Source organism: Amycolatopsis sp. NPDC039088 (assembly GCF_055598845.1).
The window spans coordinates 24,100-37,917 of record NZ_JBVKAE010000059.1 but is presented as its reverse complement, the minus strand read 5'-3'; the positions used below and the strand labels follow the sequence as shown (position 1 = coordinate 37,917).

At 68.4% G+C, this 13,818-nt stretch carries 12 protein-coding genes and 1 tRNA gene; 5 read left to right on the top strand and 8 right to left on the bottom strand.

Annotation, left to right across the window (positions count from 1 at the left end):
* Positions 1–305: 305 nt before the first annotated feature.
* Complete coding sequence (locus ACZ7KI_RS40905; protein WP_470278376.1) at positions 306–683, top strand: hypothetical protein; 378 nt, start codon at positions 306–308, stop codon at positions 681–683.
* Here ACZ7KI_RS40905 and ACZ7KI_RS40900 read toward each other — a convergent pair.
* A complete protein-coding gene (locus tag ACZ7KI_RS40900) occupies positions 665–3,442 on the bottom strand; it encodes an AfsR/SARP family transcriptional regulator (protein ID WP_470278377.1) in 2,778 nt (925 codons plus the stop codon). The genes ACZ7KI_RS40905 and ACZ7KI_RS40900 overlap by 19 nt on opposite strands.
* A gap of 158 nt (positions 3,443–3,600) precedes the next feature.
* Between ACZ7KI_RS40900 and ACZ7KI_RS40895 the strand changes: the two genes are divergently transcribed.
* Both ACZ7KI_RS40895 and ACZ7KI_RS40890 read left to right on the top strand, forming a co-directional pair.
* Entirely contained in the window at positions 3,601–4,374 is a 774-nt protein-coding gene (locus tag ACZ7KI_RS40895) for a DUF2310 family Zn-ribbon-containing protein (RefSeq protein ID WP_470278375.1), read from the top strand.
* Between the two features lie 82 nt (positions 4,375–4,456).
* Positions 4,457–4,822, top strand: coding sequence for a hypothetical protein (locus ACZ7KI_RS40890; RefSeq protein ID WP_470278374.1), 366 nt, complete (start codon positions 4,457–4,459; stop codon positions 4,820–4,822).
* A 58-nt stretch (positions 4,823–4,880) separates the two neighbouring features.
* Here ACZ7KI_RS40890 and ACZ7KI_RS40885 read toward each other — a convergent pair.
* Positions 4,881–4,953: transfer RNA gene (locus ACZ7KI_RS40885), tRNA-Asn, on the bottom strand.
* A 163-nt stretch (positions 4,954–5,116) separates the two neighbouring features.
* On the opposite strand from ACZ7KI_RS40885, the gene ACZ7KI_RS40880 reads away from it, so the two are divergent.
* Positions 5,117–5,296: a hypothetical protein gene (locus tag ACZ7KI_RS40880; protein ID WP_465506733.1), complete on the top strand. Its 180-nt coding sequence runs from the start codon at positions 5,117–5,119 to the stop codon at positions 5,294–5,296.
* Between the two features lie 364 nt (positions 5,297–5,660).
* On the opposite strand, the gene ACZ7KI_RS40875 is transcribed toward ACZ7KI_RS40880, so the two are convergent.
* The 3 genes from ACZ7KI_RS40875 to dnaG are packed head-to-tail and all read right to left on the bottom strand — an operon-like array spanning position 5,661 to position 8,906.
* On the bottom strand, positions 5,661–6,425 hold the full coding sequence (locus ACZ7KI_RS40875; protein WP_470278373.1) for a trans-aconitate 2-methyltransferase: 765 nt from the start codon (positions 6,423–6,425) through the stop codon (positions 5,661–5,663).
* A 33-nt stretch (positions 6,426–6,458) separates the two neighbouring features.
* Positions 6,459–6,992, bottom strand: coding sequence for a hypothetical protein (locus ACZ7KI_RS40870; RefSeq protein WP_470278372.1), 534 nt, complete (start codon positions 6,990–6,992; stop codon positions 6,459–6,461).
* A 6-nt stretch (positions 6,993–6,998) separates the two neighbouring features.
* A complete protein-coding gene (gene dnaG, locus ACZ7KI_RS40865) occupies positions 6,999–8,906 on the bottom strand; it encodes a DNA primase (protein ID WP_470278371.1) in 1,908 nt (635 codons plus the stop codon).
* A gap of 42 nt (positions 8,907–8,948) precedes the next feature.
* Here dnaG and ACZ7KI_RS40860 point away from each other — a divergent pair, with 42 nt between their 5' ends.
* Positions 8,949–9,887: a sigma-70 family RNA polymerase sigma factor gene (locus tag ACZ7KI_RS40860; RefSeq protein ID WP_470278370.1), complete on the top strand. Its 939-nt coding sequence runs from the start codon at positions 8,949–8,951 to the stop codon at positions 9,885–9,887.
* 78 nt (positions 9,888–9,965) lie between these two features.
* Here ACZ7KI_RS40860 and ACZ7KI_RS40855 read toward each other — a convergent pair whose 3' ends face one another.
* The 3 genes from ACZ7KI_RS40855 to ACZ7KI_RS40845 all read right to left on the bottom strand — a co-directional run bounded on the left by ACZ7KI_RS40855 (position 9,966) and on the right by ACZ7KI_RS40845 (position 13,536).
* Positions 9,966–10,532 (bottom strand): carboxymuconolactone decarboxylase family protein, encoded by a 567-nt coding sequence (locus ACZ7KI_RS40855; protein ID WP_470278369.1) that lies wholly within the window; start codon positions 10,530–10,532, stop codon positions 9,966–9,968.
* A gap of 115 nt (positions 10,533–10,647) precedes the next feature.
* A complete protein-coding gene (locus tag ACZ7KI_RS40850; RefSeq protein WP_470278368.1) occupies positions 10,648–12,450 on the bottom strand; it encodes a glycosyl transferase in 1,803 nt (600 codons plus the stop codon).
* 9 nt (positions 12,451–12,459) lie between these two features.
* Complete coding sequence (locus ACZ7KI_RS40845) at positions 12,460–13,536, bottom strand: serpin family protein (RefSeq protein ID WP_470278367.1); 1,077 nt, start codon at positions 13,534–13,536, stop codon at positions 12,460–12,462.
* Positions 13,537–13,818: the final 282 nt, after the last annotated feature.

The following is a 13,818-nucleotide window of genomic DNA, read 5'->3' as shown; positions in this document are numbered from 1 at the left end:
GTACTTCGGCAAGGCCAGTGCGGTGCCGCGTCACCCAGCCCACCGCCTCGCCCGAGACACGACACGTTTGCCTTACCCCCCAATAGAACGACCCAAATCACTCACGACCCCTTCGCGCAACCGTGCAAGTCGCCTGGAGGTCCGCCAAGTGCGAGCCGGCCTTCACGCCTCGTTGATCACCGCGATCCGCGCGCTGGGTCCTGCGCCGCACCATCTCCGCCGAGCGAAGCGCGAGGAAAGCGGAAAGAAAGCGGCTCCAGAGAGTCTCTTCGTCGTCGGAACACAACGAAGATGAGGGGAACCGAATGCGAATCCTCAAGCGCGCGGCCGTGACCGTCGCCCTGTCCGGAGCCGTTCTTGGCGGAGCGCTGGCCGTCGCCACGCCCGCCGTCGCCGCGACCGACGGCACGATCACCGTCATGGGCAAGTGCGGCGACAAGAAGTTCGCCGACGTGCCGGGTGGCCGGGCGGCGTGGACCGTGCTGTGCGACAGCAGTGGCAAGGTCACCGCCGACGGCTGGGTCAAGGACACTCGGGCCGACGGCCGGTGTGCTCAGGTCTACGGGAACTTCCCGAGCGGCGGCACCTTCACCAGCGTGACCGCCTGCGGCGTCGGGAAACTCAAGTACTTCAAGCAGTCGGGTAAGGGCAAGGAAGTGAACCTCTACCTGCGGGTCAGGTGACCTGAGGTGGGGCCGGTCGCAGGGGGGCCGGCCCCACCCGCCCGCAGGCGTGACCGGATCGCCGAAGCGACGGACTCGTCGAGGTCGGCGACGACGGACAACGCCTCTCGCAGACACTCCCGGGCCTCCTCGGTCCGGGCCACCGCCTCCAGCGCGTCGGCGAGGCGGACGTGCAGCGTCGCCGCGCGATGCCGCTCACCCAGCTCCCGGCAGATGTCCAGGGCCCGCCGGTAGTGACGGATCGCCTGTTCGGGATCGCCGGTGTCCCGGCAGAGATCACCCCAGGTCCGCAGCGTGAACCGTTGCCCGTCGCGATCGCCGGAATGTTCTTGCACGATCATGGCCTGCCGGAGCCGGTCCGACGCGGGTTCGAACTCCCGCAACTGCCGGTGCACGTCCCCGAGATTGTTGAGACAGAACCCTTCTCCACGCGGATCACCCGCTTCACGGAAGAGCGCGAGCGCCTCGTGATAGCAGGCGACCGCCTCGTTGAAGCGCCCCGTGTCGTCGTAGGCGACACCGAGGTTGTTCAGATTCCAGGCCCGGTTGCGGGTGCTCTTCGTCGACCGGTACAGCGTTTCGGCTTCCCGATGACACCCGATGGACTCCGCGTAGCGCTTCAGATCGCTGTAGGCGACGCCGAGGCTGTTGAGGATGTCCGCCTGTCCGTCGCGATCACCGCAGGCCCGCGCCGAGGCGAGCGCGATCCGATGGGTTTCGAGCCAGTCGTCCCAATATTTGCCGACATAGAAGAAGGCCAGGAGTACAGCGGCCAGCCGCCAGGCGACGGCGTGCTCGCCGATATCGGCGGCGAGGCGGACCGCGTCCACGAGTGTGCCGCGCTCGGCCTCATACCACGCCCGTGCCGCGCCGCGGTCGGCGAAGGTGAGCGCGGGCCCGGGAACGTCCAACGTGGGCAAGACGACGGTGCGGGCCCGGGGATCCAGCGCGTGCTGGGCCGCGGCGGCGGTGTGGAGGTACCAGACCAGCAATCGCCGGATGGCCTCCGCGGCCTCGTCCGGCGCCACGACCTTCTTGCATTCCTTCGCATACGCGCGGAGCAAATCGTGCATGCCGTATCGCCCGCCCGGCGCTTCCTCGGCGATGTTGGCCCGGACGAGCAGCTCGATGTTGCGCTGCGTGGTTCGGACATCCCGCCCCGCCAGTACCGCCAGCGCGTGGACGCTCGCCTCGGCACCCGGAAACAGCCCCCATCGCCGGAACAAATGGGCGGCCTCCGGCGGGAGGTGCCGGTACGACCACGAGAAGGCGGGCCGGAGCGCGGTTTGCGGATCGCCGCCCGCGTCCAGCACGTCGAGTGACCCCTGGTCGTCCGTGAGCGCGGCCGCCAGCCCGGCGACGGTCAGATCCGTGCTGTTCCGGATGGCCTCCGCGGCGATCCGGAGCGCCAAGGGCAACCGGCCACAGCGGTCGATCAACAGGCTCAGCGCCGCCAGATCCGCCTTCGCCCGCGCACCGAGCAGAGAACGCAGCAGATCGACCGCGTCGGTCAGGGGCAACCGGTCGAGCCGGATCCGGTGGGCACCTTCGCGGACGACCAGCCCGGCGAGCGAATCACGGCTCGTCACCAGGACGAAACACGTGGCGGTCCCAGGCAGTAAAGGGCGTAACTGCCTGGCCGTGCTCGCGTTGTCCAGCACGATCAGGATCCGCCGGTTGTCCGCGAGGCTGCGGAAGAGAGCGGCGCGCTCGACCGGTTCCTGGGGGATGGCGGGGCCATCGACACCGAGAGCCCGAAGAAACCCGGTGAGCACGTTCTCCGGCGGGATCGGTCGTTCCGTGCCGTAGCCGCGCAGGTCCGCGTAAAGCTGACCGTCCGGGAACTCCGCCCGCACCCGATGTGCCCAGTGCAGCGCCAAGGCGGTCTTGCCGACTCCGGCGGTCCCGGTCACCACGGCCATCGCCCCGGACCCGCCGGGGACGTCCAACAGACTGTCCAATTCGGACAGCGCGGTGGTCCGTCCGACGAAGTCCCTGACGTCGCGCGGAAGTTGCATCGGCACGATACCCGGCCGTACCGGTTCGCCCGCCAGAATCCGCTGCTCGATACCTCGCAGTTCGGGGCCGGGCTCAAGACCGAGTTCGGCCACGAGAACCGCACGCGCGGACCGATACGCCGCCAGCGCGTCGGCCCGCCGTCCCGCGCGATGGAGCGCGAGCATGTACAGGCCGTGCAACGACTCCCGCAACGGATACTCGCGCAGCAGGTCGGCGAGCTCGCCGACCACCACCGAGTGGTTCCCGCACGCGAGTTCCGCTCGATAGAGCTCCTCGAGTGCGGCCAGCCTGAGCTCGGACAAGCGTTGTGCCTCGGTGGAGAGCAAGGGAACATCCAGACCGCCGAACGGCGTACCGCGCCAAAGCTTCACTGCCGGCCGGAGAACACCGACGCGCCGCGCGGGGTCCTCGATCCCCCTCGCGCGCCCGAGCGCCGTCTCGAAGCGTTCGGCGTCGAGTTCGCCCGCCTCCGCCTTGAGCTCGTAGCCACCATGGCCGAACGCCAGTCGCCCGGCCTCATCGAGCACCTGACGGAGCCGGTGGACGTGGAGATGGAGTCTCTGCTGGGGCCGATCGTCGCGCTGCTCGCCCCACAGGGCGTCGGTGAGCACCTCGGCCGCGACCGTCGTGTTGGCGCGGGCCAGCAGGACACCGAGCAGGGACCGCTGCAGTCTGCCGCCCAGCCGCACCGGCCGGTCTCCGCAGCGGATGGCGATCGGTCCGAGGACGTCGAACTCCATCACCGTCACTCCCTCCGTCCGGACTATCCGATTCCTCCTATATGAGCAAGGGGCCGTGCCGTGGATACGGATTCGGTGGAAACACCTTCGGATTGATCGATTGCGGTCGTCGCGGAAATCGGGTGTTCGACGGCGGGGAGTGGTGTGATGATCTCGCCATGGTCCATGTCATACAGCTGACCTTCAAGAAGGTCGACGTGCCGGCCGTCGCGGACGAGGACGCCGTGACCGGCGCGATCAGCGGACTGCTGGGTGCGCTGCGACAGAACGGCCAGCTCCTCGGACGGGACTGGCCGGTCTTCGATACCGGCCCGGAGTACCGCGTCGTGGTGATGGCGCCCGAGCCGGTCAGCCTCGACCCGCGCCTGCACAACCAGTGGGTCCGTCGCGACCTGGACGGGCTCACCCCGGCCGGACTGGACACCCCGCTGGTCGAGGTTCTGGGTCCGGATCCGGGAGGCGCGGAGCCGTGCGCCTGCCGGGAACCCGGCGGATACCTGCTCTGGACCACCTACCTACACGTGGAGTCGCCGCTACGGTGCCTGGACTGCTTCGGCCCGGTCCCGCTGTACCGGATCCCGCCGACCGACCCGTCCAGCTACCACCTGGTCCTGTCCTGGCAGTCCGACTACCAGGCGTGCGACACGCTGCAGATGAACTGCTCGACCTTGGAACACCCCGGCCTGACCGAGATGAGCGGCCTACGCAGCAGCCTGACCCGACGCGGCCGCGACATCTGCGACCAGATCACCGAGTCCACCGGACGCCCCACCTACTACTACCTGTTCCGATACCGCGGCCGCCGCCGCGGGGAGGAACAGCTCAGTTGCCCATCCTGCCACCGCGGGTGGCGGCTGGCCGAGCCCTTGCTCGATCATTTCGACTTCCGCTGTGACCACTGCCGGCTGCTGTCCAACCTCGCCTGCGACTGACCTCGCCCTGCGAACGCACCGCTGTCACGTTTCCGATCGCTCCCTCGTCCTCCTTCGGACACGTCCACTCGAAGGAGTTCACATGCCGACCCCGTTGCGCGTCGCGATCGCCGTACAGACGCTGGCCGTCTTCCTCACCCCGATCACCGCCGGCCTCCTGCTGACCATGCCGAACGGCCACACACTGCACAGCGCCACGGCCTACACCCTGTTCATCGTCGCGTCCCTGCACGTCCTCACCGCGATCCTCGTCTGGCGGCCGGGCGGCGGCTCCGTCAAGCCGATCCTGCCCGCGGCCGCGTTCCTCGGACTCACACTGGTGCAGGTGTTCCTCGGAATCGCGCACCTGACGGCGGTCCACGTCCCGCTCGGCGTCCTGCTGTTCGGCTTCAGCCTCCTGCAGCTGAGCCGGATCCGCCCGGCGCGAGAAGCGGCCGCTGTGAGCTGAGGAAGCGTTCTGTCCCCTGAAAAACGAAGAAGCCCAGGCCGTGTGGCCTGGGCTTGTGCTCCCCCGCTTGGACTCGAACCAAGAACCCTCCGGTTAACAGCCGAATGCTCTGCCAGTTGAGCTACAGGGGATCGTGCTCCGTACCGGCCGGATCGCTCCGACCGATGAGAGAACTTTAGCCCATGCCCTCCAGTGGCCGCGCACCCACCCCCACTTTCGCGCACGACCTCGTCAAGCTCGCGTTTTGAGGGACAATGGCAGCTGAAGCAAGATCGAACGGAGGCGTTGACTCGGATGAAGATGTTCCTGCTGGGTGCGGCCGCGGGCTATGTACTGGGCGCGAAGGCCGGCCGGGGACGGTACGAGCAGATCGTGCGGACCTACCGCAAGATCGCCGACCACCCCATGGTGCAGGGCGCCGCCGGGATCGCCCGCGCCAAGGTCGGTGAGCGGTTCGGGCGGCCCCAGCGCTGACCCCGTGCTCTGAGACGAAGCGAAGGGGCCCTTCGCCGCACCTGACGCCAATGCCAGGAACTTAAGGGCAGCGGCTTGGCGTGTTTCTGGTGCGCTTGCCCAGCTCGGGAAGCTTCCCCGGTCGTAACGGCCCGATGCGAGCGACAGTCGGCCGCCGACGAGGTGTGGGAAGTCCGTGAAGGCCTCCTTACCTACCTTCAAGGTAGGTAAGGAGGCCTTCACGGACTTAAGGATACGGTCAAACAGTAGCTAAACAGACATTTCTACTTGACTTGTGTCCCTTGTGGACGATCGAGAACGGCGGGCGCCACCCCTTAAATCCCTGGCATTGGCACCTGACGCGGTGAAGGGCCCCTTTCTGCCGTCAGGGGACGACGGCGACCACGAAAACGCGCCGGAACTCGAACCAGGTGGTCCCGTCGGGGCGCGGCGGGTAGGCCTTGTCCAGTTCGCGGGCGATCTGCGCCCGAAAGTGGTCCCAGTCTGCGCCCGGGAGGGCGTCCTTGACCGGCCGGAGCGAGGTGCCGGTGATCCATTCGAGCACGGCGTTCTCCCCGGAAAGCCGCTGCAGATAGGTCGTCTCCCAGGCGTCGACGGCGCATCCGGCGTCGGCGAGTAGGTTCCCGTAGCCGAGCGGGCTGTCGACGGCCTCGTTCTCCCGCAGGACGACGTCGGCGAGACGCGGCGCCCATTCCTCGGTGCGCGCGAGCGCGCGGACCAGGGCGTGCGAGGGGGCGTCGAAGTTGCCGGGGACCTGGAACGCGAGCGTCGCCCCGGACGGCAGGAGGTCGACCCAGCGCCGGAGCAGGATCCGATGCTCGGGGACCCATTGGAGGACGGCGTTCGAGATGACGACGTCGGTGTCCGGCTCGGGCACCCAGTCGTTGACATCCAGTACCCGGGCGTCGACGCCTCGTGAGCGCGCGGCTTCGACCATTTCGGGCGAACTGTCACTCGCCTCGATGATCGCGCCCGGCCAGCGTTCGGCGAGACCCGCGGTCAGGTTTCCGGGGCCGCAACCGAGGTCGGCGACCCGGCGGGGCTTCGCGGCCGGTATCCGCCCGACGAGGTCGTGGAACGGCCGGGCCCGCAGGTCGGCGTAGTCGAGGTACTTGACCGGATCCCACATGGCGCCTCCCAGCGATACAGTACGAGCGTACTGCTAGCCGCGTGGCTTGGCCACTTTCCGGGCCAGTTTCTCCGCCGCTTCCTCGGCGATCGCCTTGACCACGTCGACGTCGGTGCCGGGATCGGGCCGCACCTGCAGCACCGTGCCGTCCTGGCCGGGGATCTTGCGCTCGACGAACCACGCTCCCCCGGTCCCGAAGTCCTTGCGGTGCCGTTCCCGGACCGAGCCGTCGACCCGCTGCCTCAGCAGGAGCGGCACCTTGCCCGGCCGGGGAAGCTTGAACCGCACGGGCGCCTTGTCCGCCAGCAGCACGGCCTTCCCGGCGGTGCCGGTCTCCTGGGACTCAGTCAGCGTGAGCACGCGGTCGGACCACGCGGCCTTGCCGACGAGATGCCAGCCGACCCGGCGTGGTCCCGGCTCGGCCGGGATCCAGAGCCCCAGCGGCGTGACGAGCAGGTAACCGCCGCCCTCGACGGCCGCGCTCCCGACGACGTGTTCGCCGTCGTCCAGCGAGCCGTCGAAATCCGCCGGGACACGGTCACCGAGCAGGTGACGCAGCCAGCCCATGAGCACTCAGTCCAATCCGCCGATGGCCTGTTCCTTCAGCGCCTTCCGATACTGCTCGAGCGCGACGAGGTCGCCGAACAGCGCGCGGTAGTCGTCCGGTGCCTCGACCGGGGAAAGCCGCTGGAGCTTCGACTTGATCTCGTTGATCTGGCGGCCGACCAGTGCTTCCTGCACCGCCGCGAGCTGCGCGGAGATGTAACGCGAGTCGACCTCGCCCTTGGCGCGCAACGGTTCCACCGATAGCTCGCTGAGCACCCGTCGCACCGTCCCCTGTGGACAGTGCGGGGCGGCGGCGTCGAGCAGCGCGGGCCCGGTCAGCCCGGAACCCGCTCCCCCGGCGGCCAGCAGTGCCTTGTGGATGGCGATGTACACCGGATGCGTGAACGCGTCCTCGGGGAGCGCGTCGTACTCGGCGCCGGCGAGCATCGGCTGCTGCAGCGCCGCTTTGAGGGCCTCACGCTGCGCGATGAACCGCGGGTCGCCGGGTGCGGGCCTCGGCAGGTCCTCCTCCATGGTGGCGGTCGCCGCCTGGGCGGGCCGCCTGACTTCGATGGTGGCGGAGCGTTTCGCCGTGGCGCCCGCGCTGCCGCGGACCCGGTTCACCACCTGCGCCGCGTCCTGCCAGCCGACCCACCACGCGAGCTTCGACGCGTAGCCGTCGCGGCTGGCGCGGTCCTTGATGCCCGCGACCATCGGGACGGTCTTCTGCAGCGCCGCGACCTGGCCGTCGACCGAGTCGAGGTCGAAACCCTTGAGCATGCTCTTGATCGCGAATTCGAACAGCGGGATCCGCCGCGCGACCAGATCGCGCACGGCGGTGTCGCCCTTGGCGAGCCGCAGTTCGCAGGGATCCATGCCGTCGGGAGCGACGGCGATGTAGGTCTGCCCCGCGAAGGTCTGGTCACCCTCGAAAGCCTTCAGCGCCGCCTTCTGGCCTGCTTCGTCACCGTCGAAGGTGAAGATCACTTCGCCGCGGAAGGCGTCGTCGTCCATCATCAGCCGTCGAAGGACCTTCATGTGGTCCTCGCCGAACGCCGTCCCCGACGACGCGACGGCCGTCGGCACCCCGGCGGCGTGCATCGCCATCACGTCGGTGTAGCCCTCGACCACGACGACCTGGTGCCGCTTCGCGATCTCGCGTTTGGCCAGATCGAGGCCGAACATCACCTGCGACTTCTTGTAGATCGGCGATTCCGAGGTGTTCAGGTACTTCGCCGAGACACGGTCGTCGTCGTACAGGCGCCGCGCGCCGAACCCGACGACCTCGTTGCCGACGTCGCGGATGGGCCAGAGCAACCGCCGGTTGAACCGGTCCATCGGGCCGCGCTGCCCTTCCTTGGCCAGTCCGGCCGTGAGCAGTTCCTTGACCTCGAACCCGCGGTTGAGGAGGTGTTTGGTGAGCTTGTCCCAGCCCGCGGGCGCGTAGCCGCAGCCGAACGTCTGCGCGGCGGCGGCGTCGAAGCCCCGCTCGGACAGGAAGTCCCGTGCCGCGCGCGCGTCCGGGGTGAGCAGCTGCTCGGCGTAAAACTCCTGGGCCGCGCGGTGTGCCTCGATCAGCCGGGAGCGGGTGCCGCGATCGCGCTGGACGCTTCCGCCGCCACCCTCGTAGGTCAGCCGGAAGCCCGCGCGGTCCGCGAGCCGCTCGACGGCTTCGACGAACGAGATCAAATCCATCTTCTGGACGAACTTGATCACGTCACCACCTTCACCACAGCCGAAGCAGTGGAAGGTGCCGTGGGAGGGGCGCACGTTGAACGACGGGGTCTTCTCGTTGTGGAACGGGCAAAGCCCCTTCAGGCTGCCGCCACCGGCGCTGCGAAGGGCGACGTAATCACCGATGACCTCGTCGATCCGGTTGCGCTCGCGCACCTCCGCGATGTCGCTGTCCCGAATCCGTCCTGCCACGCTCACCACTCTAGTTCCCGCTCGCGGAGGGCTGTGCGGCACACTCGGGGAATGAGTACCGCCCTGGATGAACTCGCCGGGAAGTTCGCCGAGCTGCGCCCTCACCTGGTGTCCGTCGCTTACCGGCTCACCGGCGCCCTGTCCGACGCCGAAGACGCCGTTCAAGAGGCATGGCTGCGGCTGAGCGGCCTGGACTCCGATCGCCGCGCGGCGATCGAGGACCACAAGGGGTGGCTGACCACCGTCGTCAGCCGGATCTGCCTTGACCGGCTGCGGTCGGCGGTGGTGCGCCGCGAGCGGTACGTCGGTGAATGGCTGCCCGAGCCGGTACTCGGCCCGCTGGGCACGCCGTCGTCGGAGGACCCGCTCACCGTCGCGGTCCGCGACGACGGGATGCGGATGGCGGCGATGGTGGTCCTCGACCGGCTGACGCCCGAGCAGCGCGTCGCGTTCGTCCTGCACGACGCGTTCTCGGTGCCGTTCGGCGAGATCGCCGAGATCCTGGGCTGCACCACCGAAGCCGCCCGGCAGCACGGTTCCCGCGGTCGCCGCGCGGTCGCCGACGCCGACCCGCCGCCCCGGACCGCGCTGCTCGAACAGCAGCAGATCATCGAGAAGTTCATGACCGCGATGCTCACCGGCGACATCCAGGCGGTGGCCGAAGTGCTGCACCCGGACGTCGTCCTCATCGGCGACGGCGGCGGCAAGGCGCGCACGGCGGCGCGCACGGTCGCCGGATTCGACAAGGTCACCCGGCTGCTCCAGGGGCTCATGCGGATGTACGACCCGGCCGGGATGGAGAAGGCCAGGCTCGCGCTGGTCAACGGCGACGTCGGGTATTACCTGCCGCCGCAGGCGGCCTCCGGCGAGTACCGGGCGCTCGACGAGCACGTCGACGCGTTCGTCATCCGCGACGGGAAGATCGTGACGATCTACGACATGGCGAACCCGGACAAGCTCACCACCGCGCGGGCCCGCGTCGGCGCCTGACCGCGTTTCGTCCTCTGAACGCGGTCCTTGCGTGTGCAACTACCGCATTCAGAGGACGAAACGCACGGGTGAGGTGCGTCAGGGAAGCGGGATCTGGCAGGCGTCGCCCGAAGTGAAGCCCTGCGCGGTGATGTCGAGCGCGCTGTTCATCCGGGCACGCATGTTCTCGAGCCCGATCTGGTACGTCAGCTCGATGACACCCTTGCGGCCGAACTCGCGTTCCAGTTCGGCGACCTGCTCGTCGGTGACGGTCACCGGGCTCGCGGTCATCGCGTCGGCGTAGGCGAGCGCGAGCCGTTCCTGCTCGGTGAAGGCGGGCGACTTCGCGTAGTCGTCGATGTTCTTCAGCCGTTCGATGTCGAGTCCCTCGTGCAGCTGCAGCATGGTGCCGAAGTCGATGCACCACGAGCAGCCGAGCTGCGTCGCGACGCGGTACACGGCCAGCTCACGCACGTTCGACGGCAGTGTTTTGCTGGCCTTCTCCGCCAGCATTTCGTGCATGCCGTTGGCCCGGAGGAGTGCCGGGTGGTGCGCGTAGACGGCCATCGGCTCGGGGACGGCGCCGAACCTTTTCCCGGCGAACTTGTAGATCAGCTTCAGCAGGAAGCCGGCGTCGGCGGTCTTGACAACGGGAATGCGCGGCATGGTGTCCTCCTCGTGCGGGTCCGATCAGAAGGTGGACGAGACCCCGGGCGAGGACGTGACAGGTGCTCCGCAGTGACGTGCGTCATGCATTTAGTCCTCTAAATGCATAGAGGTGTCAGGGGGTGATCGCCCGCACGTCCCAGATCCAGACGCCGTCGACGAACTCGGCGGGCTTCCGCAGCAGCAGGTCCACCGTCGCCCGGAAGGCGTCCTGGTGTTCGCGCGGGATCAGCACGAGGACGTCGGCGTTCCAGTACCGCAGATCCTCCAGCGCCTGCTCACGCTGCGACTCGGTGATCGTCGCCGGCACGCCGGTCTGCTTGATCTGGTCGAAGATGATCGACGTCGGCCGCTGGATGGCGCCGTAGCGGCCGCGTTTGTCGTCCGGGCCGCTCGGCCCGACGAAGTAGCCCTCGGGCATCGAGTAGCCGAGTCCCGCGTCGATCTGCCAGTGCAGCGGCTCGGATTCGCCGGAACTCGGCAACGGAACGGGCACCACGGTGCCGCCGGGCGCGACGTAGGTCCGCCAGGTGCCGTCGGCGAGGAACCGCGGTGTCGGCGGCCGGTCCTTCACGATCAGCTGCGTCGGCGCGATCGGCAGCAGTACCGCGATGACGACGCCGATCCACACCAGCCGCAACGGGAATCGCCGCTCCCCCGGCACTTCCGGCAGGTTCGCCGCGACCGACCAGGCCCGCTCGGTCGCCAGCGCCAGCAGGGCGCCGACGAGCGGGATGCAGCCCATCGCGAGCCGTGATTCCAGCAGTGATTCGAACAGCGGCAGTTCCGACAGCAGTTTCCACGGCCCGGGAACGCCGGTTTCCTCGTGTACCACGACGAGTTGCACGCCGAGGGAAAGCCACGCCATCACGAACATCGAGATCGCCAGCGCCCGCGCGAACACCTCGCGCCACAGCCAGACGGTGATCACCACCATCAGCACGATCAGCGGCCAGCCGAAGAAGGCGTTCTCCTCGGTGCGGTTCATCGACACGTCCGCCGCGGCCTGCGGCTGCCCGGCCACCGACTGCGTCGCGAACCGGGTGAACGCGGCCGTGTCGTTGCCGACGGAGCCGTGCTCGATCGCCTGGTAGCTCTGCGGGCCGAAGAACTGCCACCACAACGGGAAAGCGCACAGCACCAGCGCCACGAGGACGCCGATGCCGACACCGATTCCCAGCGGCTTCGCCATCGGCGGGAACTCGCGGTAGTTCGTCGCGAAGTAGGCGATGGCGAAGATCACGAACGCCATCGCGAAGATCAGCAGTGGCTCCTCGCCGAGGAAGATCTGGTACGCCGCCAGGAGTCCGAGGAAGATCCCGTTGCGGACCGGGCGCTCGCCACGGGCGATCTTGAAGACCAGCAGCGCGATGAACGGCAGCACGAACCACGCGACGAAGTTCGGATGCGCGTTGCCGTGCGAGATCATCGGCGGGGCGAACCCGCAGAACGCGCCGCCGATCGCCGCGCCGACCCGGTTGGTGACCAGATGCCGCGAGAAGACCCAGTACCAGGCCGCGGCGGTGCCGGCGAGACCGCCGGTGAGCGCGATGGCCCAGGTGACCGTCGGGCCGAAGATGAGCGTGACCGGCGCCAGCGGGATGCCGACGCCGAGCATGGCCGTGTTGGCCATCAGGTTCACACCGAGCGGATGGTTCTGGAACTGCGTCGTGAGCGGGTTCCTCAGGTGCAGCACGTTGTCCGCGGTGACGGAGAAGAACCACTCCCACAGGTTCTGGTCCGACGCGCTGTTCCAGAGGTAGCCCTCTTCGAGATCGAGCCAGAGCCCGTTGTAGAGCAGGAAAGCGAACAGCAGGAAGCCACCCATGATGGCGGCGTCGGCACCGGCGAACCGGCGAGGTCTCGTGGGAGTCTCCCCGGCCTCCACGGCCGCCGCCTCAGCCTGGAAAAGACTCACTGACCATCCTCACGGCTCGACTACGCGGGCGAGAAAGTAGATCACACCCGTCGAGGCGTGCCTCACGAGCAGAAGGAACGGGCGATCGACGGTGACCTCGAGCGGTTCGTCGACGATGAGCGACGTCAACCGCATCAGCACCGCGGTCGCGGCGGCGCCTTCGAGTCCCTGTTCGTCGATGCGAAGCACGGACTGGTGGACGACCTCGGACACTTCGAGCCGGTCGTCGTCGGCGAGTCCGGTGAGGTCGGCGCGCCCGGTGAACATGGTCCGCACGCCGAGTTCCTGCAGCTTCCCCGTCAGCGGACTGGCCACGTCGAGGTTCAGCTTCGGCAGCGACAGGGCGATCGTCTTGGACCGGGTGTTCTCCAGCAGCCGCGCCAGCTTGCCCGCGTCGAGTTCGGCGTCGTCGAGGTTCCCGTCCGGCAGCAGGACGACCGCCTCCACGCCGCCCTCCGCACCGAGCCGGATGGCCTGCCAGCCGTCCTCGTGGGTGTGGTCGAGCTGCTTTTCGAGCCACATGGTCGGTATCTTGCGCGTTCCGGACGGCGCGTGGAAGTCCGCGTCCGCGGTGTTGTCACGCGAGAACGGGTTGGTCCACGCGGTTTTGAGATACAGCGCGTTGACGATGGCGGCGACGGTGTCCGGCGCGACCGTCCCCGGCTTCAGCAGCTCGGGGATCAGTTTGCGGGTGGCCTCGGCGACATCGACGTTGATCAGCCGTCGCGCGGCCTCCGGGTCGTCCTTGAACGGGGCACTGGCGACCCTGCCGCCCGGCCACGCCGCCAGTTCCTCGCGGAACGAGTCTTCGAGTGTCAGCCCGTCCCAGGCCCAGAGCGTGTTCGCGACCGCGAGCACCGGGCCGTCGTCGAGCAGCGACGAGGCCTTGCCCAGCAGGTCGGCGAGTTCGTCCGGATCGCCGAGCAGCGCGATCAGCTCTTCTCTGGTCTTCCCCTTCGCGGCCTGTGTCACCAAGCCGAGCGCGCTCGCGATCGAGTACGGCGAGAAGCACGCGTTCTCCGTGCGGCTCGCCAGCACCCGGTAGAGGTCCAGACCAAACCGGAGGTGGCTTTCGACAGCGCCCATGCCGCAGACCGTACCGTGGACGGGCCCGTCCGTCTCCTGTCCGAAATCTTCCCCACTCGGGTGTCTGCCAGAGGTCGTGACCCGGCACGACCTTGATCAACGGAGGATCGGGGACGTTGAGTGTCCCGGATCCTCCGTTGATCAAGCTCCGGACGCGAATATCGGTCTTTTTTCTTGGAGAGGCCGTGAAGGCCCCCTTCCCTCGGCTGAGCCACAGGGCCCCGGCAAAGTCGAGGCAGGGCAGACCTGATTCTGGACGCCGACCGGACTTCGTCGTGAGTG

Excerpts from the sequence above, each read along its gene's own strand:
- ACZ7KI_RS40905 (WP_470278376.1), top strand. The coding sequence starts at position 306 with ATGCGAATCCTCAAGCGCGCGGCCGTGACCGTCGCCCTGTCCGGAGCC.
- ACZ7KI_RS40900 (WP_470278377.1), bottom strand. The coding sequence starts at position 3,442 with ATGGAGTTCGACGTCCTCGGACCGATCGCCATCCGCTGCGGAGACCGG.
- ACZ7KI_RS40895 (WP_470278375.1), top strand. The coding sequence starts at position 3,601 with ATGGTCCATGTCATACAGCTGACCTTCAAGAAGGTCGACGTGCCGGCC.
- ACZ7KI_RS40890 (WP_470278374.1), top strand. The coding sequence starts at position 4,457 with ATGCCGACCCCGTTGCGCGTCGCGATCGCCGTACAGACGCTGGCCGTC.
- ACZ7KI_RS40880 (WP_465506733.1), top strand. The coding sequence starts at position 5,117 with ATGAAGATGTTCCTGCTGGGTGCGGCCGCGGGCTATGTACTGGGCGCG.
- ACZ7KI_RS40875 (WP_470278373.1), bottom strand. The coding sequence starts at position 6,425 with ATGTGGGATCCGGTCAAGTACCTCGACTACGCCGACCTGCGGGCCCGG.
- ACZ7KI_RS40870 (WP_470278372.1), bottom strand. The coding sequence starts at position 6,992 with ATGGGCTGGCTGCGTCACCTGCTCGGTGACCGTGTCCCGGCGGATTTC.
- ACZ7KI_RS40860 (WP_470278370.1), top strand. The coding sequence starts at position 8,949 with ATGAGTACCGCCCTGGATGAACTCGCCGGGAAGTTCGCCGAGCTGCGC.
- ACZ7KI_RS40855 (WP_470278369.1), bottom strand. The coding sequence starts at position 10,532 with ATGCCGCGCATTCCCGTTGTCAAGACCGCCGACGCCGGCTTCCTGCTG.
- ACZ7KI_RS40845 (WP_470278367.1), bottom strand. The coding sequence starts at position 13,536 with ATGGGCGCTGTCGAAAGCCACCTCCGGTTTGGTCTGGACCTCTACCGG.